The organism is Roseovarius sp. (genome assembly GCF_040223625.1).
Taxonomy (GTDB): Bacteria; Pseudomonadota; Alphaproteobacteria; order Rhodobacterales; family Rhodobacteraceae; genus Roseovarius.
This window is the reverse complement of the sequence record NZ_JAVKFX010000030.1, coordinates 64,329-88,835: the sequence shown is the minus strand read 5'-3', so window position 1 is coordinate 88,835 and position 24,507 is coordinate 64,329. Positions and strand designations below refer to the sequence as shown.

Sequence of the window (24,507 nt, the reverse complement as noted above, 5' to 3'; positions counted from 1 at the left end):
ATGATCCGCCCATGACAAGCACCCTCGCCCCCTCCCCCGATTTCGGCCCGATGCTCCGCCTCTGGCGCAACCGCCGTTCCCTCAGCCAGCTGGCGCTCTCCGCCGACAGCGAGATTTCCCAGCGCCACCTGAGCTTCATCGAATCCGGCCGCAGCCGTCCCAGCCGCGACATGGTGCTGCGGCTGGCCGAGACCCTGTCAATCCCCCTGCGCGATCGCAACGCGCTCCTGATCGCGGCGGGCTTCGCCCCCGCCTATCGCGAACGCCCCGCCGACGACCCCGAAAGCGCGGCGGCACAGAAAGCCGTGCAGCTCATCCTGAAACATCACGAGCCCTTCCCCGCGCTCGCCATCGACCGGCACTGGACCATGCTTCACGCCAATGCCGGCATCACCGCCCTGCTCGACGGAATCGACCCGGCCCTGCTCGAACCGCCCGTCAACGCCCTCCGCCTGACCCTGCATCCCGGCGGCCTCGCCCCCCGGATCGAGAATTTCCGCGAATGGCGCACGCATATCTTCCACCGCCTGAACGGCCTGATCGACCAGACCGCCGATCCCGGCCTCGTCACCCTGCTGGAAGAGCTGAAATCCTACCCCGTGCCGCCCGGCGCCGCGCCCTACCGGCCCGGTGACATGATCCACCCGGCCGGCATCGCCATCCCCTTCCGGCTCCGAACCGAACAGGGCACTCTGTCCTTCCTCAGCACCACCACCGTCTTCGGCACCGCGCTCGACATCGCCCTGTCGGAGCTTGCCATCGAAACCTTCCTGCCCGCCGACGAGCGCACCGCCGCCCTGCTCGTGCCCGGTGGCTGACCACGGCTAAAGCAGCCACAGCACCACCGACAGCGTCACGAAGGACGACGCCACCGCCGTCAGCAGCGCGATCGAGGCGATCCCGTCATGCCCGAAGGGCTGCGCGAGGATGATGTAAATGCTGAACATCGGGATCGCCGCCGACAGGATGACGGCCTGGCGGAACTCCTCCGGAAGCGCGAAGAGCCCGGTCATCGAAAAGACGGCCACCGCCCCCGCCGCCATCAGCGGATGCAGCACCAGCTTGCCCGCGGCAATCCCGCCCGCCAGCGCCCGGTCGCCCCGCATCGGCAATCCGTAAAGCGTCCCGCCGATCACCACCAGCGCCAGCGCGCTGGCCGACCCGGCGAGGATCGACAGGAACCGCTCCAGCGGACCGGGATACGGCAGGCCCGTCACCGACACCACCAGCCCCAGCAACAGCCCGATCACGAAGGGCCGGCTGAAGAAATCCTTCGCGATCCCGCCCAGCACGCCGGCAATCGTCCGCCCCGGCCGGGGCCGCGACAGGTCGAGCAGGACCAGCCCCAGCGGAATCAGGAGCACGTTCTCGACAAGGAAATTCAACACCAGCACCTGCCCGGCAATATCCGGCAGCGTCAGCAACAGCGCCGGGTAGCCCACGAAGGCCGAGTTCGGCACCACCATCCCCATCACCGCCACCGCCCGTCGCGCCGGCCCGGTGCCCGTCAGCGTCACCGCAACATATCCCACCAGCATCGTCGCCAGCCCGGCGACCAGGAACACCGCCATGTAGCCAAGGTGCAGCACCTCGCCCAGATCCCGCCCCGCCACCGCGTTGAACAGCAGCGCCGGCAGCGCGATGTTCAGCACGTAGCGCCCCAGCACCTTCATGTCGTCGCTGCTGAACAGCCCGAAGGCGACCGTGCCATAGCCCAGCCCGATCGCCGCAAACAGCGGGAATGTAATCGAAAGAACCTCGATCACGGGCCGATCTTGCCGCGCTCTCCGCCGGTCTGGGCCCTGTCGAGCAGCAGGTGGTCGAGGATCACGCAAGCCACCATCGCCTCGCCCACCGGCACGGCGCGGATGCCCACACAGGGGTCATGCCGCCCCTTGGTCACTACCTCCGTGGGCGACCCGTCCAGCCGGATCGACCGGCGCGGCGTCAGGATCGACGATGTCGGCTTCACGGCAAAGCGCACCACGACATCCTGCCCGGTGGAAATGCCGCCCAGAATGCCGCCGGCATGGTTCGACGAATATTCCGGGCCGTCCTCCCCCATGAAAATCTCGTCGGCATTGGCCGTGCCCGTCAGCCTCGCCGCCGCCATCCCCTCGCCGATCTCCACGCCCTTCACGGCGTTGATCGACATGCAGGCCGCCGCCAGGTCGGTGTCGAGCTTGCCATAGACCGGCGCGCCCAGACCGGCCGGCACGCCCCGCGCGCAGATCTCGATTTCGGCGCCGACCGAGTTCTGCCCCTTCCGGATCTCCTGAAGGTACGTCTCCCACTCCGGCAATGCCTGCGCGTCCGGCATCCAGAAATCGTTCTGCCCGATCGCAGACCAGTCGAAGCGGTCGCGGTCGATCTCCATTTCGCCCATCCGGGTCATGTAGCCGGTGATCTCCAGCCCCGGCACCAGTTCGCGCAACGCCGCCCGCGCCAGCCCGCCGGCCGCAACCCGCGCCGCCGTCTCCCGCGCCGAGGACCGCCCGCCGCCGCGGTAATCCCGCACCCCGTATTTCTGGTGATAGGTGATATCCGCATGCCCCGGCCGGAAGGTCCGGGCAATCTCGCCGTAATCCTTCGACCGCTGGTCGGTATTCTCGATCATCAACTGCACCGGCGTGCCCGTGGTCTTGCCCTCGAACACCCCCGACAGGATCTTCACCGCGTCCGGCTCTTTTCGCTGCGTCGTGTGCTTGCTCTGCCCCGGGCGCCGCTTGTCCAGCCACTGCTGCAGGAACGCCTCGTCCACCGGCACACCCGGCGGGCAGCCATCCACCGTCGCACCCAGAGCGGGCCCGTGGCTCTCGCCCCATGTGGTCACCCGAAAGACATGTCCGAACGTGTTGAGGCTCATGGCGCCCTCCTTGCTCCGCCTGAATTAGCCGCGTGCCGCCCCGGCCTCAAGCCCAATCCCCCCGAAGCCCCCCCGGCACGGGGCGACATGCCCGGATTTCACCGCGTCGCCGGGCCCGTCGCCAGCCGATTGAACAGCCCTGTCCAATTACGTGGTCACAACCGACACCGATGTCGCAAACAGACATGATCCTGTCGAAAAAATTACAGGCCCGCGCTGATGTCGCCCGCATTCTCACCGAACCCGGGCCATTTCGCCCGGCGGAACACGCGCCGGGGAATCGCTGGAACTTCATCATGTCCGGGGTACGGTTGACCCCGGATACGCAACTAGAAACACCTCGAAGATTATCACCAACAGGGAGAACAAGAATGACAGAGGACACACGGACGGAAGCGGTTCGCCCCGTCGTGCGCCAGCTCGCGGAAGACGTGAAGGCCGGCAAGCTCGACCGCCGCGAATTCATGGCCATGGCCACCACCTTCGGCGCCACCTCGGCCGCGGCCTACGGCCTGATCGGCATGGCCGCGCCCACCCCGGCCCACGCCCAGGAAGAGCCCAAGAAGGGCGGCATCCTGCGCGTCGCCAGCCGCGTTCTGGAAATCCAGGACCCGCGCAAGTTCGCCTGGACCGAGCCGGGCAACCTCGTCCGCCAGTTCTGCGAGCCGCTGGTCCGCTGGGACGTCGATTTCAGCTTCAAGCCGATGCTGCTTGAAAGCTGGGAAGTGTCGGATGACGCCACCACCTACACCCTCAACGTCCGCCAGGGCGTCGAGTGGAACAACGGCGACACCTTCAACGCCGACGACGTGATCCACAACATCACCCGCTGGTGCGACAAGACGGTCGAGGGCAACTCGATGGCCTCGCGGATGTCGCCGCTGATCGACCCCGAGACCAACAAGGCCGCCGAGGGCGCGATCGAGCGCGTCGACGACTACACCGTCAAGCTGAACCTGCCGCGCCCCGACATCTCGCTCATCGCGGGCATGTCCGACTACCCGGCGCTGATCGTGCACCGCAGCCACGGCGATGACAGCGACCTGTCGAAATCGCCCATCGGCACCGGCCCGTTCGAATTCGTGTCGATGGAAATCGGCACCGGCGCCGAGGTGAAGCGCCGCGAGAATGGCAAGTGGTGGGGCGGCGAGGCCTATCTCGACGGCATCAAGTTCATCGACTTCGGCACCGACGGCGCGGCCATCGTGGCGGCCTTCGACGGCGGCGAGATCGACATCAACGACGAGACCACCGCCGATTTCGTCGACACGCTCGACAGCCTCGGCCTGGTCAAGCAGTCGAAGGCGACCGCCAACACCATCGTCGCCCGGATGCGGGCGGACACCGAGCCCTACACCAGCAAGGAGCTTCGCAACGCCATTCAGATGGCGGTCGACAACAACATCGCCCTGCAGCTCGGCATCAACGGCGACGGCATCCCGGCCGAGAACCACCACGTCGCGCCGTTCCACCCGGAATATGCCGAGATCCCCAAGAAGGCGCCCGACCCCGCCGCGGCCATCGAGATGGCCAAGGCCGCCGGTCATGGCGAGACCGAGCTCGAGCTCATTTCGATCGACGGCGACTGGCGCACTGTGACAACCGACGCCATCGGCGCAATGCTGCGCGAGGCCGGCTTCAACATCAAGCGCACGGTGATCCCCGGCTCGTCCTTCTGGAACGACTGGACGAAATACCCGTTCTCGACCACCAACTGGGGCCCGCGTCCGCTGGGGGTCCAGGTTCTGGCCCTGGCCTACAAGTCGGGCGAGGCGTGGAACGAGTCGGCCCATAGCAACCCCGAGTTCGACTCGACGCTGGAAGAGGCGCTGGGTGTCTTCGACGCCGACGAGCGTCGCGAACTGTCCGCCAAGCTGCAGACCATGCTGCAGGATGACGGCGCGATCGTGCAGCCGTACTGGCGCAACCAGACCAAGCACCACACCGACGCGGTGAAGAACAACTTCGTCCACCAGTTCCGCGAAATGTTCTTCGAGGAAACCTGGCTCGACGCCTGATCCGGCGTCCGGTACCGTACCAATCTGTCCCGGCGGCGCCCCGCGCGTCGCCGGGTTTTCCGTTCCGACCGCCCACATCGCGGATGACGAGACATTTATTGCGTTTGATTCGCCCAAAACGAATCACTTGCTGTTGACCGATTCGCGGCGATTCGCCTATACCTTGGTAGACAGCATAGGCGCACCGGGTCCGCCCGGACAGCGCCGCGAAACAGGGAGCAGGCCGTGCATATGACGGCAAGGGGACAATCCGCACGCAGAACGGCGCACCGCCGTCCGGATACAGTCCCCGGCATGGCTTCGCCCACCCGAAATTTCCTCCGCGCGGCCCAGGCCGCCCGGGCATCCTTCGTGTCGAGGGCCTGACCAACAGGCACCGACACACCCCTACACCGTGGCAGGAATGATTGAGGGGCCGGTTCAACGGCCTCCTTTCATTTGGCGGGCTGGTGTTTCGGGTTCTGCCGGTTGTCCGCCTTGTTGCCATACATCCGGCTGTCGGCAATGCGTTTCAGCGCGGTATAGCCGGTCGCGTCATCCGGGCAGCAGGCCGCGCCGGCCGCGGCGGTCATGCAGATCTCCGTCAGCCGCCCGTGCCGCCCGATCAGCGCATAAGGCACCGACACCCGCGCCTGCAGGCTCGCCAGCAGTTCCGGCACCGCCTCGGCCGCCGTGCCCGGCATCCACAGCGCGAACTCGTCACCGCCCATGCGCCCCGTCGCCACCCAGCTATGCGGCGGGAATGTCAGCGCCTGCGCCACGTGCTTGAGCACCTTGTCCCCCGCCTCGTGCCCGTGCACGTCGTTCACATGCTTGAACTCGTTGAGGTCCAGGAAGATCAGCGCCCCGTGCCGCCCCGGCCGATCGACCAGCGCATGGCGCACCTTCTCCTCGAACGCCCGCACGTTCAGCAGGCCGGTCAGCGGGTCGGTCTCGCTCAGCCGCTTGAGCTGTGCCGCCTCCTGACGCAGGGCGCGCTGCCGCCGCTGGCTGTGATCCATCTGCTGGCGGAACTTGCGCGACGCCGTTTTCAGGTTGAGGAACTTCCCGATCAACGCACTGGCATTGTCCGCCACCAGCAGGATCAGCCCGTTGCCTCGACCATCCGGCCCCCGCAGCATCGACCCCTGGAAGATCGTCGGCTGGCCGCCGGAGAACTCCAGCCGCAAGTAGGCCGGCGCACTCGTCCGCGTCAGCCGCGAGAGCCGGCGGCAAAGCTCCGACTCGGAGGACAGCAGGACCTCCTGAAGCGCCCCCCCGCCCGGCCCGCCGATCAGGGCCTGCGCCCCGGCATTGGCACAGTGAACTTGCCCCGTCGGGTCGATCACCATCGCCGGCTGTTTCAGGGCAGAGACGATGGTGCTGATCCCGGCAAGGGTCGGATCGCACTCATCTGAAGAACTCAAACCCGTCTCCCGCATCATCGTCTTGCAGGCTGACCCGAACGCGGCACCCCGGGTGACCGGTCGCGATCGCCTTCTCGATATTCACCCGCGCATAGCCCCGCGCGTCCGACACGATGCGCCCGAACACGTTCGTCGTCATCATGCAGAGCGACGGCCGCCCCTTCACCCGGTCCGCGAAGGGACAGGCGCTGTTGACCAGCACGATCTCCGTCTCGCTCACCGACTCGACCGAGAAATTGCCACCGATCCGGCTCTTGAGGTCCGACAGGATGTCCGCCAGCGCCCCCGGCTCCTCCGGAAGGCCGCGCATCGCTTCCGCGTATCGCCGGCTGATCGACGCGCCCAGCTCGTCACCGACCTGCCCGACGAAAGACGACGCCTCGACCAGGCCGATCGTGTCTTCCAGCTCTCCGGCAGGGTCGTGGCGATGTCCGCGAAAAAGTCCGGCCGGGCAAGCTCGATATCAAGGGATCCGACATCCCCCGTGGATTGATCCAAACCCATTGCAAGCACCTTTAACAATTGGAACGTATGACGGCACGGGCCTTCCGAACCGCCGGTCGTTCCCGCAGCATTGGCGCAAATACCTAATTTTGGGTGAACCGATCCCGGCCGATCCGCGCGGCCGATCAAAAAAACAACGGGCCGCGCATGGCGGCCCGTCTGCAAATCGTCCGGAAGGCGCCGCTCAGTGCAGCTTGGCCTCCACGTCGGCGATCGACTCGTCGATCAGCTTGTTGGCCTGCGTCGCGGTGATTTCCTTCGCCACCACTTCCTTGGCCACGGCCACCGCCACGGTCACGGCCCGGTCGCGCACCTCCTTGACCGCGCTCGCCTCGGCCGAGGCGATCTGGTCTTCGGCGGCCCGGATCCGGCGCTCGATCGACACTTTCAGGTCGGCCTTGGCCTTCTCGGCGGCCTCCGCGGCCTCCTGCTTGGCATGGGCGACGATGCGATCCGCCTGGCCCTGCACCTCTTTCTGCTTGCGCTCGTAGCTGGCCAGCAGCGTCTGCGCCTCCTCGCGGATGGCGCGCGCCTCGTCCAGCTCCGACTTGATGCCTTCCGCCCGCTTGTCGAGCTGCTTGCCCACAAGGGCAGGCACCTTGAGATAGAGAAGGACGGCGATGAACAGCAGGAACGAGATCAGCACCACGAAATTGGTGTTCGACAGCGAGAAGAACGGGCCCGTCGCGGCCAGTGCGGGGCTGCCGGCAGTCAGCGCGGCGAATGTTGCGATCAGCTTCTTCATGTCGCTTACCCCTTGACCCGCGTTTGCACCGCGTCCGAAATGGTCTTGTCGCTGGCCTTGATGCCCATCGCGGCCACCAGTTCCTGCGCCGTCGCCTCGGCGACGTCCTTGACGCTCTCCATCGCGGATGCGCGGATCTCGCTGATTTTCTTTTCGCCCTCGGCCGCCTTGGCGGCAATCTCGGCATCGGCCTTCGTCGTGGCCTCGTCCAGCTCGGCCTTGATGTCGGCCTTGGTCGCGGCGATGATGTTCTGGGCTTCCGACCGGGCATCGGCCAGCGCCTTGTTATACGCTTCCTCGGCCTCGGAGGCTTTCGCCTTGAGGTCCTCGGCCGCGGCCAGATCGTTGGTGATGGTCCCCTGACGCTCGGCCAGAACCGCGGCGATGCGCGGCAGTGCGAGGCGCGACAGGATGAAGAAGATCACGATCAGCGTGACGACCAGCCAGAAGATCTGGTTGCCCATCCAGTCGGGGCACAACTGCGGCATGCCGACCGCGCCGCCACTACTGTCGACGCAGGCACTTACAGTTTCATGCGTTTCGCTTGCCATGACGTCCTCCTTGGGAACTTTCCGAATACACCGGGCGGCTGCGCGTGTCGCGCCGCCACCCGGCCGTAAGGATCAGGTTCCGCAGGGTTTAGACGGCAAACATCAGCAGAAGCGCGACGAGGAACGAGAAGATCCCCAGGGCTTCCGAGAACGCGATACCGATGAACATGGTTGCGGTCTGGCCACCGGCCGCCGACGGGTTGCGCAGGGCGCCCGACAGGAAGTTACCCACAACGTGGCCCACACCGACAGCTGCACCGCCCATGCCCGTACAGGCAAGACCAGCACCGATGTAAGCACCCATTTGTACGACGTCGCCTTCCATTTCATGTCTCCTTACGTTGGAATTGGCAAAAAAGGTTGTTCGATCCCTAGTGGTGCGGATGCAGCGCATCCTTCAGGTACACGCAGGTCAGGATCGTGAACACGTAGGCCTGGATGAAGGCCACGAGCATTTCGAGCGCGTAGATCGCGGTTATCGCCACGATCGACAGCGGGGTCACCACAAGACCGATCCCCGCGGAAATCAGGATCATCGGCGCGAAGGCCGCGAACACCTTGATCACGGCGTGGCCGGCCATCATGTTGCCGGCAAGACGGATCGAGTGGCTGACCGGGCGCACGAAGTAGGAAATCACCTCGATCAGCGCCAGGATCGGCCGCAGCGGCAGCGGCGCGGCACTGATCCAGAACAGGCTGAGAAAGCCGGCGCCATGCTTGACGAAGCCCAGGATGGTGACCGTCAGGAACACTGCCATCGCCAGCACCGCCGTCACGCCGATATGGCTGGTGGTGGTGAACGACCCGGGCAGCAGGCCAAGGAAGTTCGAGAAGACGATGAACATGAACAGGGTCATGATGTAGGGGAAGTACGGCAGCGCGTCCTTGCCCGCCACGTCCTCGACCATCTTGCGGATGAAGCCATAGGCCAGCTCGGCGATCGACTGGATGCGCCCCGGCACCAGCGCCCGGCTCGAGCTTCCCAGCACCAGCAGCGCGAAGATGCACAGGATCGTCAGCGCCATCCACAGCGTCACGTTGGTGATGGTGAACATGCCCACGGGGCCATCGCCGAACAGCGGCTTGATGATGAACTGATCCATCGGGTGGAAAACCAGCCCGCCCTCGTCTGCGTGTTCGGCACCGTTCGCTACTTCAGTCGCCATCTTTCACCCTCTTGTCTTCCGCCCCGTCGGGCGCGTCGTCCGCCTGCTGGATTTCCTTCGCGCTCCGCATCATCGTCTTGATGCCGGCCACGAAGCCCAGCAATGTAAAAATCACGAGGAAGACCGGAAGCGTGCCGAAAAGGCTGTCCAGCCCGAACCCCATGCCGAAACCGATCGCCAGACCGGCCACGAGTTCGATCACCATGCGCCAGGCAAGATGCGCCTGGCTGTAGTGCTCTTCCTGGTGAGGCTTCGGGGTGTCATTGCCTTTCAGCTTGTTGATCCTCGCCTCGAGCTGCGCCATGCGCTCGTTGTCATCTGGATCGGTCACCCTTGCCCCTCCGGAACGGTTGCGCCTTTGCTATGCGCGGGCGGGCCCCGAGTCAAGCACGCGCGGCGTCGCAGAAATCGGCCTGTAACCCATTGATCAAGATACATTTCTCCGGCCGCCAACTCTTCCTCCATGGCCGCGACCGGCGACTACGGCGCCCCGAAGCCGGGTTTCCCCATATTCAACCATTCGGTTGAGGTTGCCGCGTGCGGCCCCCTCACCCGCATCATCCCCGTTGACGCCGGCGGCGCGAGCGGGCTTAACAAGTGCCATGTCTCACCCGCTCGATGCCGCCTTCTCGGCCCTTGCCGACCCCACGCGCCGCGCCATCCTCACCATGCTGCTCGAGGATGACATGGCCGTCACCGACGTGGCCGAGCCCTTCGACATGTCGCTCGCGGCCATCTCCAAGCATCTCGGCATCCTCAGCCGCGCGGGCCTCATCACCCAGGAACAGCGCGGCCGGGTCAAATGGTGCAAACTGGAACCCGACGCCCTGCGCGACGCCTCGATCTGGATGCAAAGCTTCGGCCAATTCGAGGCGGTCAATCTCGACGCCTTCGAACGCTTCCTCGCCTCCGAGCTTTCCGATGACGGATAATCACGTCCCCCTCTCGCCCGACCGCCTGCCGCCCGCGATCGTCGAGCGGCTGCAACTCCCCCTCGTCATGCCGATGGCGCCCGGCCCCGACGCCGCCTGCGGCGTCTTCCGCGCCGATGGCAGCTTCCGCCAGATGTCGCGCACGCTCCTCTCCGGCGCCCGCCTCTCCGGCATCCCGCAGCTCGAACAGACCCCCTTCGCCGAGATCGTCCCCGGCCGCTGGCTCTTCGTCGGCATCGGGCGGCACCATTTCGGCCATTTCGTCGTCGAGACGCTGATCCGCCTCTGGGCCCTCGGCCCCTACCGGGACGAGCTCGACGGCATCGTCATCATCCCCAAGGACGGCATGGATTTCTCCGTCGCCCTTGACCGCCGCTACGGCAGTTTCCTGTCGATGCTGACCGAGGGCCTGCCGGTCCACCTCGCCAAGTATCCCAGCCGCTACGAAACCCTGCTCCTGCCCTCGCCCGGCTTCGGGCCGCTGGGCTGGGTCGCGGGCACCGAAATCTACCGCCGCGAAATCCGCGCCCGCATCGCCCGCCACATCAAGCCGGAAGGGCCGGAAAAGCTCTACATCTCCCGCTCCGCGCTCAAGCAGGAGGAAAAACAGGTCCATGACGAGCAGAAGATCGAGGACCTGATGCGCCGCGCGGGCTACCACATCTTCCACCCGCAGGACCACACGATCGAGGAACAGCTCGCCTTCTACATGGCCGCCCGCACCCTCGTCGGCGGCGACGGCTCGGCCTTCCACCTCGCGCCCTTCTCGATGCAGCCGGGCGCCCGCGTCGGCCTCATCCAGCGACGCCACCGGCCCAAGGTCTTCGACGCCTTCACCGCCCAGATCGAGGCCTTCGCGCAGTCCGAGGTCAGCCTGATCCGCCCGGTCCTGCCGAAAACCGAGGACACCCCCCACCCCAGCGAGGCCGCCACTCCGATCGACTTCGCCGTGGTCGAGGAGGAACTCGACAGCGCCGGCTTCCTCTAGCCACGGGCCACGTCACGGGAGATCACCGACCCCGGCTTCTTCTGGCTGGAAATATCCGGCCTTATGTATCAAACGCACCAAGCTACTGATAGCGGTGCTGCTCTTAAACTTCCCTGTACCACATGCTCTTTTTGCGATGGAGGACGCCTTTACGGAACCGGTTGCCGTTAGCGTCGTTTTGGATCGGTGCTGCCCTATCAGCCACCATCTCAAACGTGATGTTTCTCCGAACATCAAAAACATCGGTCCAGCCGATAGTTACCTGTGCGGTAAGAAAGAGGGCGGATCTGGAAAGGAGAACTTCGGCGGCATTTTCACTTATTTCGGGCAAGGGTTTTTCAGGTGTCCTGCTGGTATAGATGACGCCAGGGTCTCCTTTAACATTGCAGTAAGAACCAGCGATTTCGGTACCATTGGGAGAGATCGCTTCCGAAATTCCACACAGGATATCAAGCCGTTTATTTCCTTGATTGGGCTGGTCGACGTATTCAATGATGCAGTTCGCCCTGACGCGGAGCGCGGGCGATTGCCCTACATTCTCAATAGGGATGTTGCATTGAACTCCATGGGGGGTGATCCGAAAGTCGCCGTCCCGACACGTAACGTAGGCGCGGACCTGAGCCTCACCAATATCTCTGGTATCCTCAGCCATTTTCTGAGTGGCTTTGAGCGTTTGCCACACAAAAATGACACCGAGCGCAGTAATCGCCGCCATTACTACAGTGGCTACAAGCATCCAAAACGCCCAGAGCGCCATTTTAGTTTGAGCTTCAAGGTCATCTTGAGCGCGCTCATGTTCATTTGTGGTTGTTATTACTTCAGTTACGCATTCCGCAATATCTCCACCCTCACCAGTCAGGCAGGTACGGCGTATCTGATTGGCGGCATGGCGGGCATAGCTGCTGGAGTAATGGGTGTTCTTGGCTTTGGTTTCTCCCAGTTTTAGGCCTGTGGAATAGATACCCCAGCCCAGAAGGGCGACAAGGATCAATCCAAGTGCAAAGACCCCACCCCAATCACGCTTAGACATGCCAGCATAAACGCCGCGCTAAACTTTCCCCTGGATAGCTTATTCGCGACGTTCACCTCTTTTTCTTCGATTCCAATAGCTGACAGCCTTTCAACAAGCCCAGCGTATGTCACGCCTTTTCTTTTCAACTCAGCCTTGAGCAATCCCGCCGCCTTGGCTTCCCATTCCGTTTGCTGCGGCATACCGCCTCCGATAATAACCTATCTTCTTTAGTATATAGGCTATTGAATACAGTATATCATCTTACTATATTCGTTATGAACCTAACGGAAACAGTATGATGACCCAACATTTCCTTCTCTCAGCAGCATCCCGCACCCTCAGCCTTCGCCAGATCTACAAGGCAGGCGAGGAAGCGGCTTATCGCACCTTCTGCGAAATGCGCTGGCCCGAGACGGATGGCGAGGCTGTCTGTCCCTGCTGCGGCCACGAGGAAACCTACAAGATCACCACCCGCCGCAAGTTCAAGTGCAAGAACTGCCACCACCAGTTTTCGGTGACCTCCGGCACCATCTTTGCCAGCCGCAAGATGGACTTCGTGGACCTGCTTGCCGCCATCTGCATCATCGTGAATGGTGCCAAGGGCGTCTCCATGATCCAGCTTTCCCGCGATCTGGACTGCCAGTACAAGACCGCCTTCGTGCTGGCCCACAAGCTGCGCGAAGCGATGGCAGAAGAAATCCAGACCGGCGAAGTTCTGGAAGGCCACATCGAAATCGACGGTGCGTATTTTGGCGGTCACGTTCGCCCCGAGAACCGCAAGGAAGATCGGAAAGACCGCCGCCGGAAAGAGAACCAGACCGGCAAACGGCGCGTGGTTATCGCCATGCGTGTGCGTGAGGGCCGTACCCTGCCGTTCGTCGCCAAAGACGAGGGCGAAGGCGTTGCGCTGGCAAACGAGAATGTCTGCCGCATGGCCACCATGTCAGCCGACGAGGCGAGCCATTGGGACTTGCTGCACACGGGCTGGAATGTGGATCGCGTGAACCACAGCGAGTGCTACAGCGACCACGGCAAGCACACCAATATGGCGGAAAGCTACTTTTCCCGCCTGCGCCGCATGGTGGCCGGTCAACACCACCACGTTTCGCCGCAGTACCTTTACCAGTACGCGAACCACGCCGCGTGGCTGGAAGATAACCGCCGCAGCGACAACGGCGAACTGGCGCACCGTCTGGTGGCCAACGCGATGGGCGCGCCGGTCAGCCGGACGTGGAAGGGGTACTGGCAGCGCGCATCGTAAGAGGCCACTATATCTTGCGGATTTCGCTATCGCCCTCGCAAGCACTTGCCCCTCCGTCAACGAATCGGGTAAAATAGAAAATGCAGGCCAGATTCAGCCTCTGACCTGCATTTAACTAGAACCGCCGGTGGCGATTGGAATTTGTGATCACGGAGGAATCATAGCATCTTGGTGAAGCAGATTGCAAGCGCCATCGGCCCTGAAAACAGAGCCGATGGAGGTTAAAATGAAAAGATAACGGAGATGAGCGCCTAAAGCCCAATGCGAGCAAGAATGCTCGAAACCGGGCCTTTTGGGGCAGCGATTTTCAGGACGGCCTCACCGTCAAATGACGCGTGAGCGATCTTGGAAAGCCGCATCATTGCTTCAGCTTGAGAATGGGCTGGTATCTCGAAGTTCCAGTTCTGGCCCTGAAATTCGTAGCTGAAAAGATAGGATTTCATCTTTGGAGACCTCAATATGACCTATGTAGTCTATGTTGATGTAAACCGCCAATGGCGGTGGCGTCTGGTCGCTGGCAATAGCCGGATCATCGCCAACTCCGGTGAAGGATACCATAACAAAGGAGATTGCCTTTCGGCAATTCGCCTTGTTAAGGGCTCTTCAACGGCACCGATCGTTCAGCCGTAACGGTCTTCAGCTGGCCCTACGGGGCCAGCTTCCACACCTGCCCCTCACGCCTCACCCGCCCCTTAACCTCAAGCCTGCACAGCGCGTTATACACGCGATGCAGCAGCAGCTTGCGCACAAGGTCTGGCCTATCTAGCGCCAGCATGTCCGCGATTTGTGGGCAGGTCTTTGGGCCGTCCTTTAGCGCGTCAAGCACAAACCTTGCAGTCTGGCCGCGCTTGGCCGGTTCGTTTTGGTAGTACCTGGGCGGATCTACACCGCGCAATTCCAACAGCACGTCAGCCAACTTGCCTTGCGATCCACCCTGCCTACGTAGCGCCAGCAGCGCGTTATTGATGGTTCTGTCCTGCATGGGGATTCAATACAGGAATCCGGCGTGCTATACTTGGTGCGCTTGATACATAAGGCCGGAAATATCTCCGCCGGAGGCACCGGAAAATTCCATCTTCCGGACAATTTTCCGCCCCGGAAAATTTCCCCACCTCAGCCCGGGTGCTCGTCCTTCAACAAAAGCACCAGCGCCACCACCGTCATCCCCACGCCCAACAGCACCATCCCCGGCGGCAGCCCCTTGCCCAGCGCCGCCTGCCAGCAGGCCACCCATGTGGGCGTGAGGTACGTATAGGCCATCACCTTCGCACTCGGCAGGCGCAGGCTGGCGAACTGCAACAGCACGAAGGTCACCGCCGTCGCCATCACCGCGGTGTAGGTGATCGTCACCCAGACGATCGGCGGCAGCGTCGCCCACTCGGTCGCCATCAGCTTCTGCCACCCGGCCGCCGTCACCAGCACCGTCGCGCCGACCATGGCCCCGAAGGAGAACACCACCGGCTTCTCCCCGCGGTTCAGCAGCCTGACCATCGGCGTATAGACCGCATGCGCCACGCAGCCCCAGAAATAGACGATCTCGCCGCGCCCAACCTCGAACGCCGCCACGTCCTGCCAGCTCGCGTCGAAGATCACCCACAGCGCGCCCACCGCCCCCACGGCCAGCGCCAGCGCCATCCGTGCCGTCGTCACCTGCCGCAGCAACAGGTAGCCGAACATCCCCGACAGGATCGGCGTCAGCGTGAACACCGCCGCGGCCGAGACCGGCTCGGCGGTCTTCAGCCCCTCGAACATCAGCACGAAATACAGCCCCATCGATCCGCCCAGCAGCAGGTACCGCCACGGCGCGGCGAAGGCCTTGCGCGGAATGCCGGCCACCACGTGCGCCGCCACGCCCAGGATGACCGAGGCCGCCATGAACCGCACGGCGTTGAGCACCACCGGCTCCACGTGGTTCGCCGCCATCGAGCCCAGCGCGAACGACCCGGCGACCAGCGCCGAGAAGCAGAGCATCGCCAGATGCCCCTTCATCGCTTCGGTCATAGGTCCTCCCAGGCCTTCGCACGATCCTTCAGGAAGGCCAGGAAGGCCTGCACCTTCGTCGTCCGGTGCAGGTCCATATGGGTGACCAGCCACAGTGGCGCCGCCCATTCCTCGCGCGGTTCGGTCACCTCGACCAAACCGCCCATCTCCTCGGCCTGCAGCCGCGACATGAAACCGATCCCGGCCCCCTCGCGGATCGCCCGCCGCTGGGCATGCACGTCGCCGCTGCGGAAGGTGATGCATTCCACCGGCACGGTATCGCGCAGCCACTTGGCGAAGGGCGCGCGCGACTTGGGGTCGTCGGCGCTGACGAACCGGTGCTTGTGATAGTCGCTCACATCCTCGGGCAGCCCGTGCGCCGCGGCATAGCCTTCGCTGGCGAACAGCGTGATCCGCTGCTTGTGAAAGGGCTGCACCACGTTGTCGGGCTGGTCCGGCGGGTTGCCGGCGCGCACCGCCACATGCGCCTCGCCATATTCCAGCCGGAACAGCCGCTCGCCGGTCAGGAAACGCACCACGATCTCGGGATGCTCCTTCTGGAAATCCGCCAGCACCGGCACCAGCAGGTGGCTCAGGCCGCCCAGCGTGGTCACCACCAGCTCGCCCGACACGTCGTTGCCGCGCCCCTTGATCCGGCCGGCCAGCTGGCTGAACTGGTCATCGGTGGCCTGCGCCACGCGCAGCAGGTCCTCGCCGGCTTCGGTGGGCGTGTACCCCCGCGCATGGCGCTGGAACAGCTTCACGCCCAGCCGCTCCTCCAGCGCGTCGATATGCCGGATCACGGTGGCATGGTGCACACCCAGCACCTCTGCCGCGCCGCTCACCGTCCCGATCCGGGCAACGTTATACGCGGTCCGGATTTCATCCCAGTTGTCCATCGGCATCACTCTTACCCTCCGGGTCTTTCGGCCCATAGGGGCCCGGTCCCGGCCATCCGATATCCGCTCCCTCTGCGGCGTGCGAAACCGTCCGCTAACTCATGTGCGAATATCAACATAGCCTGCGCCATTTCTATCGTTGCGTTCGCACCAGCACAAGCCAATCTTCATGCCAATCGCAACCCACCTGTCCGAGGACACCCCATGACCCACACCATCCTGCATATCGATGCCTCCGCCCGTCACACCGACTCCGTCAGCCGTGACCTCTCGGCGCGCGTCGTCGCCAACCACCCCGGCGCCCGCGTCATCACCCGCGATGTCGCCGACACGCCCCTGCCCCATGTCACCGAAGACTGGGTCGGCGCCAACTTCACACCCGCCGACAGCCGCACCCCGGCCCAGCAGGCCGTGCTCGCCCAGTCCGACGCGCTCGTCGCCGAGTTGAAACAGGCCGACACCATCGTCATCGGCCTGCCGGTCTACAACTTCTCGATCCCCGCCGCCCTCAAGGCCTGGGTCGACCTCGTGGCCCGCGTCGGCCTGACCTTCAACTATACCGAACAGGGCCCCGTCGGCCTGCTCACCGGCAAGCGTGCTATCATCGCGCTCGCCTCCGGCGGCACCGGCGCCGGGTCCGAGATCGACCACGCCACGCCCTACCTGAAGTTCATCCTCGGCTTCATGGGCATCACCGACGTCACCGTGATCGCCGCCGACCGCCTCGGTGCCGACGCCGAGGCCGGCAAGGCAAAGGCCCTCGAGCAGATCGCAGAGCTGCGCGCCGCCGCCTGACCGGCCGGTCACATGAGCAAACCGCCGCCCGCCCCGCCGCGGACGGCGGTTTTTCCGCCCCGAAGGCCGCAAATTTGCTATCTTCCGTACAAAAATGGCTTTAAGGGCGCCGATGAAGATACACCGCAACACGCCGGACATGCTGGTCGCCGAACAGGTGCCGCTGCTGCTCGCCATCGCGCTCTTCGGCTTCGTCATGGCCTTCGTCACCCCGGGCGTCTTGCTGGTCTTCGCCGGCGAATGGCTGGGGCTGGCCTTCGGAACACTCGGCGGCGGGCTCGGTTTCGCGGCCATGTGCGTCTTCGTCGAACGGCTGCAGGTGGTCCTCGATGCGGCGGCCCAGACCGCCACGATCCGCCGCCGCACCATGCTCGGCCACCGCGAGACCACGCTGCCGCTGGTCGAACTGGTCCGCGCCACCACCGAAAGCACCCGCAGTACGGGCAAGTCCCGCCAGCGCCTCTTCCGCCCGGCCCTCGTGCTCGACGACGGCACCGGCCTCGGCGAAACCCTCCACCCCATCACCGAGGTCTTCTCTTCCGGCACCGGCGCCGCCCGCCTCGTCGCCGCCATCAACGATTGGCTCGCCGCCAGCCGCAGCCAGAGCCAGCCCGCCTGAGCCCCTCTCTGCCGCCCCCACCGGCAGCCTGCGCTTGACTCCCCGCCGCTTTCGGCTTAACGCAGCCTCAAATTTCCGGAAGTTCCTGACGCTTCCGGTCCCATGGGCCCTGCCCGGGATCGCCCCCCACCAGCGAGTTTCGCCCGTGGGGGCGTTTATGATTTGAACCGCCTCTCCTATGTTCGGGGGGCATGACAGAAACCGGCGAAGGAGGCCGCAGGCATGTTTGAAAATCTATCAGAACGCCTTTCCGGCGTCCTCGACCGGCTGACGAAACAGGGCGCGCTCTCCGAGGATGACGTCAAGACCGCCCTGCGCGAGGTCCGCGTCGCGCTCTTGGAGGCCGACGTCTCCCTCCCCGTCGCGCGCGAATTCATCAAGAAGGTACAGGATCAGGCCACCGGCCAGGCCGTGACGAAATCCGTCACCCCGGGCCAGCAGGTCGTCAAGATAGTCCACGACGCGCTGGTCGACACGCTGACGGGCGAAGGCGACCCCGGCGCGCTCAAGATCGACAACGCGCCCGCCCCGATCCTCATGGTCGGCCTGCAGGGCTCGGGCAAGACCACCACCACCGCCAAGCTCGCCAAGCGCCTCAAGGAACGCGACGGCAAGCGCGTGCTGATGGCCTCGCTCGACGTCAACCGCCCGGCGGCCATGGAACAGCTCCAGATCCTCGGCCAACAGGTCGGCGTCGACACCCTCCCCATCGTCAAGGGCGAAGACCCGGTCACCATCGCCAAGCGCGCCAAGACGCAGGCCAGCCTCGGCGGCTACGACGTCTACATGCTCGACACCGCTGGCCGCCTCCACATCGACGCCGAGCTGATTCAGCAGGCGGCGGATGTGCGCGATGTCGCCAACCCGCGCGAAACCCTGCTCGTGGTCGACGGCCTGACCGGTCAGGATGCCGTCAACGTCGCCACCGAATTCGACGACAAGATCGGCGTCACCGGCGTCGTCCTCACCCGTATGGACGGCGACGGCCGCGGCGGTGCCGCCCTCTCGATGCGCGCCATCACCGGCAAGCCCATCCGCTTCGTCGGCACCGGCGAGAAGATGGACGCCATCGAAACCTTCGAGCCCGAACGCATCGCCGGCCGCATCCTCGGCATGGGCGACATCGTCAGCCTCGTCGAGAAAGCCCAGCAGACCATCGAGGCCGAACAGGCCGAGCGCATGATGAAGCGCTTCCAGAAGGGTCAGTTCAACATGAACGACCTGAAGATGCAGCTCGAGCAGATGCAGAAGATGGGCGGCATGGAAGGCATGATGGGCATGATGCCCGGCATGGGGAAAATGGCAAAACAGATGGAAGGCGCCGGCATAGACGACCGGATGCTCGTCCAGCAGATCGCCCTGATCCAGTCCATGACAAAGAAGGAACGCGCCAACCCCAAGATCCTCCAGGCCTCCCGCAAGAAGCGCATCGCCGCGGGCGCCGGCATGGAAGTTTCCGAGCTCAACAAACTGCTCAAGATGCAGCGGCAGATGGGCGACATGATGAAGAAGATGGGCAAGATGGGCAAAGGCGGCATGCTGAAACAGGCCATGAAAGGCATGTTCGGCAAGGGCGGCCCCTCGCCCGAGGAGATGGCCCAGGGGATGGACCCCAAGGCCATCGAACAGGCAGCCAAGCAGATGGGCTCCGGCCGCGGCATGCCCGGCGGTTTCCCCGGCATGGGCGGCGGCCAGTCCCTGCCGCCGGGCCTCAGCGGGTTCGGCAAGAAGAAATGAACGACGCGGCCCGGATATCCGGCCCGGCGGTCGACGGCGTGGGGGCCATCCCCCGGCTCGAGACCGTGCGCCTGATCCTCCGCGCCCCGCGCGCCGAGGAGTTCGAGGCCTATTGCGCCCTCGTCGCCAGCGACCGCGCGGCGCACATGTTCCAGCTCGACCGCCCCGCCGCGTGGAAGGAATTCGCCGCCGAGCTGGGCCACTGGCCGCTCTTCGGCTACGGCCCCTGGCACGTGGAACGCCGCTCCGACGGCGCCCTTGTCGGCGCGGTCGGCATCCTCAACCACGACACCTACCCGGAAACCGAGATCGGCTGGCACCTCTACGACGGGTTCGAGGGCCACGGCTACGCCTTCGAGGCCGCCACCGCCGCCCGCGACTGGGCCTTCACCGAACGCGGCCTGCCGACGCTGGTCAGCTATATCGACCCGGCCAACACCCGCTCCATCGCGCTGGCCGAACGCCTCGGCGCCACCCTCGACCGCGACGCGCGCGGCGAAGACGAAACCGACCTCGTCTACCGCCACGCCCGCCCCGCCGAAAGGGCCGCGCAATGACCCTCGCGCTGCACATCCCCCGGCTGGAAACCCCCCGCCTGATCCTGCGCGCGCCGGAGCCTGCCGATTTCGAGCCGCTCTGCGCCTTCCTCACCGACCCGGTCCGCGCCTGGGGCTTCGGCGTGGAAAAGGACCGCCCCACCGCCTGGCGCTGGTTCGCGGCCAATATCGGCCACTGGGCCCTGCGCGGCTACGGCTACTTCACCATCGAGATGAAGGAGACCGGCGAGGCCTGCGGCATCTCCGGCATATGGGAGCCCGAGGGCTGGCCCGAGCCGGAAGTGGGCTGGGTCGTCTTCGACGGCTACGAGGGCAAGGGCATCGCCTACGAGGCCGCAACCCGCGCCCGCGACTGGGCCTATACCGATCTCGGCCTGACCACGCTCACCTCGAACATCGTGCCCGGCAACACCCGCTCGGTCGCGCTGGCCGAACGCATGGGCGCCACCTACGAGCGCACCTACCACAACCCCAACATGGGCGAGGACATGCTCTATCGTCACCCGGGCCCCGCGGCGCTCGGGCTCGAGACCGACAATGACGGCAGCCCGGAGGCCTACGCCTGATGTCGCTGCCCCCCTCCGTCCCCGTGATCGAAACCGAAGACCTGATCCTGCGCGGCTACCGCGAACAGGATTTCGAGGCCTTCGCCCGCTTCGCCGCCTCCGATCGCGCACGCTTCGTCGGCGGTCCGCAGGCGCGCTACGACAGCTGGCGCTCCTTCATGGCCGGCATCGGCCACTGGTCCCTCCGGGGCTACGGCATGTGGATGCTCGAACACCGCGAAACCGGCGAGGCCGCGGGCCGCGTTGGCGTGATCTACAACGACGGCTGGCACGAGCCCGAGCTGGGCTGGCACATCTACGACGGGTTCGAGGGCCGGGGCTATGCCTACCAGGCCTGCCGCGCCGCCCGCCGCCACGCCGCCGAAGAACTCGGCATGAACTCCATCATGTCCTACATCGCCCCCGACAACGCCCGCTCCATCCGACTGGCCCAACGCCTCGGCTGCTGGCACGAGCGCGATGTCGAGGTGCTGGGCAGCCCCTGCCAGCTCTGGCGCCACCCGACCGAACAGGTGGGCGCATGACCCACCCGATCCCCTTCCACGAAACCCCGCCCACCGGCGCCACGGCCGATCTCGCCGCCCGGATGCAGGCCCTGATCCCGGTGCTGGAAACCGAGCGCCTGGTCCTGCGCGCCCCCCGGATCGAGGATTTCGACGCCTTCGCCGCCATGGTCGACGGCCCGCGCGGGTCGTTCTTCGGCCACCCGCAAACCCGCGCCGACGCGTGGGAGATCTTCATGCAGCTCACCGGCACCTGGCCCCTGCGTGGCCACGGCGCCTGGACGGTCACCGACCGCGCCTCCGGCGCCGTGCTCGGCATGGTCCAGATCGGCGCCGAACCCGGCGACATGGAGCCCGAGCTCGGCTGGGCCGTCACCCCCGACGCCGAAGGCCGCGGCATCGCCTTCGAGGCGGCCCGGGCCGTTCGCGACCACGCCTTCGGCCCGCTCGGCCTCACCCGTCTGGTCAGCTACGTGGATGCCGACAACCTCCGCTCCGTCGCGCTGGCCGAACGCCTCGGCGCCACCCGCGATACGGCCGCCGAAGCCGCCCTGCCGGAAGCCGACCGCTGCGTCGTCTACCGCCATGCCGCACCGGGGGGCCGCTGACATGTCCACCGCGCAGATCCCCGTCCTCGAAACCCGCCGCCTCTCCCTGCGCGGGCCGGAACCGCAGGACTATCCGGATTTCAAGGCCACCTTCGCCTCCTACCGGTCGCGCTTCATGGGCGGGCCGCTTAATCCGTACGAGACCTGGATGCTCTACGCCGCCGAGATCGGCCACTGGAACATCCGCGGTTACGGCATGTGGATGATCCACGACAAGGACACCGACCGCACCCTCGGCATGGCCGGCGGCTGGTTCCCCGCGGCGTGGCCCGAACGCGAACTCGCCTGGATCATCTGGCCCGAGGAGGCCGGCAACGGCTACGCGCTCGAGGCGACCCACCGGGTCCGCAAGCACCTCTATTCCGATCTCGGCTGGGACGACGCGGTCAGCTATATCGACCCCAAGAACCTCGATTCCATCCGCCTCGCCGAACGGCTGGGGGCGGTCCGCGACCCCGACGCCGCCACCATCGACGGCAATGACACGGTCTACCGCCACCCCGCGCCCGAACGCCTTCAATCCGGCCAACTCCGCGACGGGATCGAACTCGAAATCGAGCATTACTGCGACCCGCTCTTCAAACCGAAGGGGATGCCCATTGACTGACGCAACCACCCGCGCCGCCTCGCTCCTCAAGGAGCACCGCGAGAGCATCGACAGGCTCGACGCGATCCTCGTCTACACACTCGGCGAGCGCTTCAAACACACCCAGGCCGTGGGCAAGCTCAAGGCCGAACATGACCTTCCCCCGTCCGATCCGGCCCGCGAAGAGGCCCAGATCGCACGGCTCGAAGACCTGGCGACCCAGGCCGATCTCGACCCGGATTTCGCCAAGAAGTTCCTGAACTTCATCATCGCCGAGGTGATCCGGCATCACCAGCAACACCAATCGTAAGGTGGGACTATCCCGCCAGACCAACGCCATTCAAAAGGAGAAATCGCAATGGCCATGAAAATCCGCCTGTCCCGTGGTGGCAGCAAGAAACGCCCCTTCTACAGCATCGTGGCTGCCGACAGCCGCATGCCGCGTGACGGCCGCTTCATCGAGAAGCTGGGCACCTACAACCCGCTTCTGCCGAAAGACAGCGAGGACCGCGTCAAGATGAAAGTCGAGCGCATCCAGTACTGGATGGATCACGGCGCCCAGCCGTCCGACCGCATCGCCCGCTTCCTCGAAAACGCCGGCGTGCTCGAGAAGAAAGAGCGCGCGAACCCGAAGAAGGGCACCCCGGGCCAGAAAGCCCAGGACCGCGCCGAGGAGAAGGCCGAGAAAGCCAAGGCTGCCGCCGAAGCCGCCAACGCCCCGGCCGAGGAAGCCCCGGCAGAAGAGGCCGCTTCCGAAGAGGCGACCGAAGAGTAAATCGGGCAGGACACTGGAATGTCGCGGTTCACATCAGACTTCCAGTCCGGCCTGATCGACCTGATGCGGTGGCGGCGCGACGTGCGCCGCTTCCGCACCGATCCGGTGGACGAGGCGCTGCTCGCGCAGTGCCTCGACACCTTTCTGTTCGCCCCGTCCGTGGGGCTCTCCGAGCCGTGGCGCCTCGTCCGCATCGACAGCGATGCCGCCCGCGCCACAGCGCTCGACAATTTCCGCGAAACCAATGCACTGGCGCTCGACGGCTATTCCGGCGACAAGGCGAAGCTCTACAGCACCCTCAAGCTCACCGGCATGCAGGAGGCCCCCGTGCAACTCGCCGTCTTCTGCGACACCGCCACCGCCAAGGGCGCGGGGCTCGGTGCGCTGACCATGCCCGAGATGCGGCACTATTCCGTCGTCGCCGCCATCACCCAGTTCTGGCTCTTCGCCCGGGCGAAGGGGCTCGGCGTCGGCTGGGTTTCGATCCTCGACCCCGCCCGCCTCCGCCGCGACCTCGACCTGCCCGACGACTGGTCGCTCGTCGCCTATCTCTGTGTCGGCTGGCCCGAGGCCTCCTCCGACACCCCCGAACTCGAACAGGCCGGTTGGGAAGACCGCCGCGGCTCGCTCCCGCTGGAGGTGCGCTGATGGAAGACCGTGTCTGCCTCGGGGCCGTCGCCGGCGCCTTCGGCGTCAGGGGCGAGGTCCGGCTGAAAAGCTTCACCGCCGAGCCCGAGGATGTCGCCGCCTACGGCGCGCTTGAAACCGAAGACGGCAAGGCCCGCTACGAGATCACCCTGACGGGCCAGACGAAGAACGGCCTCACCGCCCGCCTCTCCGGCATCGCCACCAAGGAACAGGCCGACGCCCTGCGCGGCGCCCGCCTCTATGTCGACCGTGCCCGCCTCCCCGAACCCGAGGAGGACGAGTTCTACCATGCCGACCTCATCGAGGTGGAGGTCTTCGACACCGGGGGCACCCGCCTCGGCACCGTCAAGGCGGTCCACAACCACGGCGCCACCGACCTGCTCGAAATCCGCCTCCCCGGCTCCTCCGCCACCGTCCTGCTTCCCTTCACGCGCGAGGCCGTGCCCACCGTCGATCTCGCCGCCGGCCGGATCGTCGCCGATCCGCCCGACGGTCTCTTCCCCGACGACGCAAAAAGCTGATTGCGTACGAAACCGCTGGAACCAGATGCGGCACCTGACGTTATCCCTCAGACGCCGCCCTATTCCGCGCGGTTAACTGAAAGGACTGCTCCTATGCTCGAATGGATCCTCATCCTCCTCGCCATCGCCGCCATCGCCGCCATGCTGGGCTTCGGCCGCCTGTCCGGCGTTGCCCTCTCGGGTGCCAAGATTCTCGTCGTGGTCGCGCTCGTGCTCTTCCTGCTCATGGCCCTCGGCGTGATCGCCCTAGGCTGACCCTGCCGG

General features: G+C 65.3%; 34 protein-coding genes. 19 read left to right on the top strand and 15 right to left on the bottom strand.

Translation table 11 applies throughout. From position 1 onward, the window contains the following. Window positions 1-11 precede the first annotated feature (11 nt). Entirely contained in the window at window positions 12-818 is an 807-nt protein-coding gene (locus RLN94_RS08925) for a helix-turn-helix domain-containing protein (RefSeq protein ID WP_350133142.1), read from the top strand. Window positions 819-824: 6 nt separating this feature from the next. Here the strand turns inward: RLN94_RS08925 and RLN94_RS08920 are convergent, their stop codons facing one another. Beyond that, on the bottom strand, window positions 825-1,766 hold the full coding sequence (locus tag RLN94_RS08920) for an AEC family transporter (RefSeq protein ID WP_350133140.1): 942 nt from the start codon (window positions 1,764-1,766) through the stop codon (window positions 825-827). Next, entirely contained in the window at window positions 1,763-2,866 is a 1,104-nt protein-coding gene (aroC, locus tag RLN94_RS08915) for a chorismate synthase (RefSeq protein ID WP_350133138.1), read from the bottom strand. Before aroC ends, RLN94_RS08920 begins: the two co-directional genes overlap by 4 nt. Window positions 2,867-3,237: 371 nt before the next feature. On the opposite strand from aroC, the gene RLN94_RS08910 reads away from it, so the two are divergent. Beyond that, window positions 3,238-4,884 carry an ABC transporter substrate-binding protein gene (locus RLN94_RS08910; RefSeq protein ID WP_350133136.1) on the top strand — a complete coding sequence of 549 codons (1,647 nt, stop codon included), beginning with the start codon at window positions 3,238-3,240 and terminating at the stop codon, window positions 4,882-4,884. Between the two features lie 434 nt (window positions 4,885-5,318). Here RLN94_RS08910 and RLN94_RS08905 read toward each other — a convergent pair whose 3' ends face one another. The 7 genes from RLN94_RS08905 to RLN94_RS08875 all read right to left on the bottom strand — a co-directional run bounded on the left by RLN94_RS08905 (window position 5,319) and on the right by RLN94_RS08875 (window position 9,587). Then, complete coding sequence (locus RLN94_RS08905; protein ID WP_350133134.1) at window positions 5,319-6,290, bottom strand: sensor domain-containing diguanylate cyclase; 972 nt, start codon at window positions 6,288-6,290, stop codon at window positions 5,319-5,321. Continuing rightward, window positions 6,274-6,684 (bottom strand): methanogen output domain 1-containing protein, encoded by a 411-nt coding sequence (locus RLN94_RS08900; RefSeq protein WP_350133160.1) that lies wholly within the window; start codon window positions 6,682-6,684, stop codon window positions 6,274-6,276. Before RLN94_RS08900 ends, RLN94_RS08905 begins: the two co-directional genes overlap by 17 nt. A 294-nt stretch (window positions 6,685-6,978) precedes the next feature. Next, on the bottom strand, window positions 6,979-7,539 hold the full coding sequence (locus RLN94_RS08895; protein WP_350133132.1) for a F0F1 ATP synthase subunit B: 561 nt from the start codon (window positions 7,537-7,539) through the stop codon (window positions 6,979-6,981). Window positions 7,540-7,544: 5 nt separating this feature from the next. After that, window positions 7,545-8,090 carry a F0F1 ATP synthase subunit B' gene (locus tag RLN94_RS08890; RefSeq protein ID WP_350158601.1) on the bottom strand — a complete coding sequence of 182 codons (546 nt, stop codon included), beginning with the start codon at window positions 8,088-8,090 and terminating at the stop codon, window positions 7,545-7,547. 88 nt (window positions 8,091-8,178) lie between these two features. Then, a complete protein-coding gene (locus RLN94_RS08885) occupies window positions 8,179-8,415 on the bottom strand; it encodes a F0F1 ATP synthase subunit C (protein ID WP_085799500.1) in 237 nt (78 codons plus the stop codon). 46 nt (window positions 8,416-8,461) lie between these two features. Then, window positions 8,462-9,256: a F0F1 ATP synthase subunit A gene (locus RLN94_RS08880; protein ID WP_350127543.1), complete on the bottom strand. Its 795-nt coding sequence runs from the start codon at window positions 9,254-9,256 to the stop codon at window positions 8,462-8,464. Then, window positions 9,246-9,587 (bottom strand): AtpZ/AtpI family protein, encoded by a 342-nt coding sequence (locus RLN94_RS08875; RefSeq protein ID WP_350127546.1) that lies wholly within the window; start codon window positions 9,585-9,587, stop codon window positions 9,246-9,248. Before RLN94_RS08875 ends, RLN94_RS08880 begins: the two co-directional genes overlap by 11 nt. A 271-nt stretch (window positions 9,588-9,858) precedes the next feature. Here RLN94_RS08875 and RLN94_RS08870 point away from each other — a divergent pair, with 271 nt between their 5' ends. Together RLN94_RS08870 and RLN94_RS08865 are read left to right on the top strand one after the other, a co-directional pair. Beyond that, complete coding sequence (locus RLN94_RS08870; RefSeq protein ID WP_350127549.1) at window positions 9,859-10,188, top strand: ArsR/SmtB family transcription factor; 330 nt, start codon at window positions 9,859-9,861, stop codon at window positions 10,186-10,188. Continuing rightward, window positions 10,178-11,176: a glycosyltransferase 61 family protein gene (locus RLN94_RS08865; RefSeq protein ID WP_350127552.1), complete on the top strand. Its 999-nt coding sequence runs from the start codon at window positions 10,178-10,180 to the stop codon at window positions 11,174-11,176. The genes RLN94_RS08870 and RLN94_RS08865 overlap by 11 nt, the downstream gene beginning before the upstream one ends. 103 nt (window positions 11,177-11,279) lie before the next feature. Here the strand turns inward: RLN94_RS08865 and RLN94_RS08860 are convergent, their stop codons facing one another. After that, entirely contained in the window at window positions 11,280-12,206 is a 927-nt protein-coding gene (locus RLN94_RS08860) for a DUF8453 domain-containing protein (protein ID WP_350127555.1), read from the bottom strand. Further along, on the bottom strand, window positions 12,164-12,388 hold the full coding sequence (locus RLN94_RS08855) for a DUF6471 domain-containing protein (protein WP_350127558.1): 225 nt from the start codon (window positions 12,386-12,388) through the stop codon (window positions 12,164-12,166). Before RLN94_RS08855 ends, RLN94_RS08860 begins: the two co-directional genes overlap by 43 nt. Window positions 12,389-12,486: 98 nt before the next feature. Between RLN94_RS08855 and RLN94_RS08850 the strand changes: the two genes are divergently transcribed. Then, window positions 12,487-13,449, top strand: coding sequence for an IS1595 family transposase (locus RLN94_RS08850; RefSeq protein WP_350127561.1), 963 nt, complete (start codon window positions 12,487-12,489; stop codon window positions 13,447-13,449). 251 nt (window positions 13,450-13,700) lie between these two features. Here RLN94_RS08850 and RLN94_RS08845 read toward each other — a convergent pair whose 3' ends face one another. Continuing rightward, window positions 13,701-13,892: a hypothetical protein gene (locus tag RLN94_RS08845; protein WP_350127564.1), complete on the bottom strand. Its 192-nt coding sequence runs from the start codon at window positions 13,890-13,892 to the stop codon at window positions 13,701-13,703. A gap of 16 nt (window positions 13,893-13,908) precedes the next feature. On the opposite strand from RLN94_RS08845, the gene RLN94_RS08840 reads away from it, so the two are divergent. Continuing rightward, on the top strand, window positions 13,909-14,079 hold the full coding sequence (locus RLN94_RS08840) for a YegP family protein (protein ID WP_350127567.1): 171 nt from the start codon (window positions 13,909-13,911) through the stop codon (window positions 14,077-14,079). Between the two features lie 16 nt (window positions 14,080-14,095). On the opposite strand, the gene RLN94_RS08835 is transcribed toward RLN94_RS08840, so the two are convergent. The 3 genes from RLN94_RS08835 to RLN94_RS08825 all read right to left on the bottom strand — a co-directional run bounded on the left by RLN94_RS08835 (window position 14,096) and on the right by RLN94_RS08825 (window position 16,328). Further along, window positions 14,096-14,431 (bottom strand): hypothetical protein, encoded by a 336-nt coding sequence (locus tag RLN94_RS08835; RefSeq protein WP_350127570.1) that lies wholly within the window; start codon window positions 14,429-14,431, stop codon window positions 14,096-14,098. 131 nt (window positions 14,432-14,562) lie between these two features. After that, window positions 14,563-15,450, bottom strand: coding sequence for a DMT family transporter (locus RLN94_RS08830; RefSeq protein ID WP_350127573.1), 888 nt, complete (start codon window positions 15,448-15,450; stop codon window positions 14,563-14,565). Further along, window positions 15,447-16,328, bottom strand: coding sequence for a LysR family transcriptional regulator (locus RLN94_RS08825; RefSeq protein WP_350127582.1), 882 nt, complete (start codon window positions 16,326-16,328; stop codon window positions 15,447-15,449). The genes RLN94_RS08830 and RLN94_RS08825 overlap by 4 nt, the downstream gene beginning before the upstream one ends. Window positions 16,329-16,532: 204 nt before the next feature. On the opposite strand from RLN94_RS08825, the gene RLN94_RS08820 reads away from it, so the two are divergent. The 13 genes from RLN94_RS08820 to RLN94_RS08760 all read left to right on the top strand — a co-directional run bounded on the left by RLN94_RS08820 (window position 16,533) and on the right by RLN94_RS08760 (window position 24,498). Beyond that, window positions 16,533-17,123 carry an FMN-dependent NADH-azoreductase gene (locus RLN94_RS08820; RefSeq protein ID WP_350127576.1) on the top strand — a complete coding sequence of 197 codons (591 nt, stop codon included), beginning with the start codon at window positions 16,533-16,535 and terminating at the stop codon, window positions 17,121-17,123. Between the two features lie 112 nt (window positions 17,124-17,235). Further along, a complete protein-coding gene (locus RLN94_RS08815; RefSeq protein WP_350127579.1) occupies window positions 17,236-17,742 on the top strand; it encodes a hypothetical protein in 507 nt (168 codons plus the stop codon). A 222-nt stretch (window positions 17,743-17,964) separates the two neighbouring features. Next, window positions 17,965-19,479, top strand: a complete 1,515-nt coding sequence (gene ffh / locus RLN94_RS08810; protein WP_350131131.1) for a signal recognition particle protein — start codon at window positions 17,965-17,967, stop codon at window positions 19,477-19,479. Continuing rightward, window positions 19,476-20,036, top strand: a complete 561-nt coding sequence (locus RLN94_RS08805) for a GNAT family N-acetyltransferase (RefSeq protein ID WP_350131129.1) — start codon at window positions 19,476-19,478, stop codon at window positions 20,034-20,036. The genes ffh and RLN94_RS08805 overlap by 4 nt, the downstream gene beginning before the upstream one ends. After that, the gene (locus RLN94_RS08800) at window positions 20,033-20,602 is read left to right on the top strand and encodes a GNAT family N-acetyltransferase (RefSeq protein ID WP_350131127.1); all 570 of its coding nucleotides are present in this window, start codon (window positions 20,033-20,035) and stop codon (window positions 20,600-20,602) included. Before RLN94_RS08805 ends, RLN94_RS08800 begins: the two co-directional genes overlap by 4 nt. Further along, window positions 20,602-21,126: a GNAT family N-acetyltransferase gene (locus tag RLN94_RS08795; RefSeq protein ID WP_350131125.1), complete on the top strand. Its 525-nt coding sequence runs from the start codon at window positions 20,602-20,604 to the stop codon at window positions 21,124-21,126. Before RLN94_RS08800 ends, RLN94_RS08795 begins: the two co-directional genes overlap by 1 nt. Then, window positions 21,123-21,713 carry a GNAT family N-acetyltransferase gene (locus RLN94_RS08790; protein WP_350131122.1) on the top strand — a complete coding sequence of 197 codons (591 nt, stop codon included), beginning with the start codon at window positions 21,123-21,125 and terminating at the stop codon, window positions 21,711-21,713. Before RLN94_RS08795 ends, RLN94_RS08790 begins: the two co-directional genes overlap by 4 nt. 1 nt (window position 21,714) lies before the next feature. Further along, the gene (locus RLN94_RS08785; RefSeq protein ID WP_350131120.1) at window positions 21,715-22,320 is read left to right on the top strand and encodes a GNAT family N-acetyltransferase; all 606 of its coding nucleotides are present in this window, start codon (window positions 21,715-21,717) and stop codon (window positions 22,318-22,320) included. Then, entirely contained in the window at window positions 22,313-22,609 is a 297-nt protein-coding gene (locus RLN94_RS08780) for a chorismate mutase (protein WP_350158603.1), read from the top strand. Before RLN94_RS08785 ends, RLN94_RS08780 begins: the two co-directional genes overlap by 8 nt. 48 nt (window positions 22,610-22,657) lie before the next feature. After that, the gene (gene rpsP / locus RLN94_RS08775; RefSeq protein WP_350131116.1) at window positions 22,658-23,074 is read left to right on the top strand and encodes a 30S ribosomal protein S16; all 417 of its coding nucleotides are present in this window, start codon (window positions 22,658-22,660) and stop codon (window positions 23,072-23,074) included. A gap of 18 nt (window positions 23,075-23,092) precedes the next feature. Then, complete coding sequence (gene bluB, locus RLN94_RS08770) at window positions 23,093-23,722, top strand: 5,6-dimethylbenzimidazole synthase (protein ID WP_350131114.1); 630 nt, start codon at window positions 23,093-23,095, stop codon at window positions 23,720-23,722. Continuing rightward, the gene (gene rimM / locus RLN94_RS08765) at window positions 23,722-24,243 is read left to right on the top strand and encodes a ribosome maturation factor RimM (RefSeq protein WP_350131112.1); all 522 of its coding nucleotides are present in this window, start codon (window positions 23,722-23,724) and stop codon (window positions 24,241-24,243) included. Before bluB ends, rimM begins: the two co-directional genes overlap by 1 nt. Before the next feature lie 93 nt (window positions 24,244-24,336). Then, window positions 24,337-24,498 (top strand): DUF1328 family protein, encoded by a 162-nt coding sequence (locus RLN94_RS08760; RefSeq protein WP_350131111.1) that lies wholly within the window; start codon window positions 24,337-24,339, stop codon window positions 24,496-24,498. Window positions 24,499-24,507 lie beyond the last annotated feature (9 nt).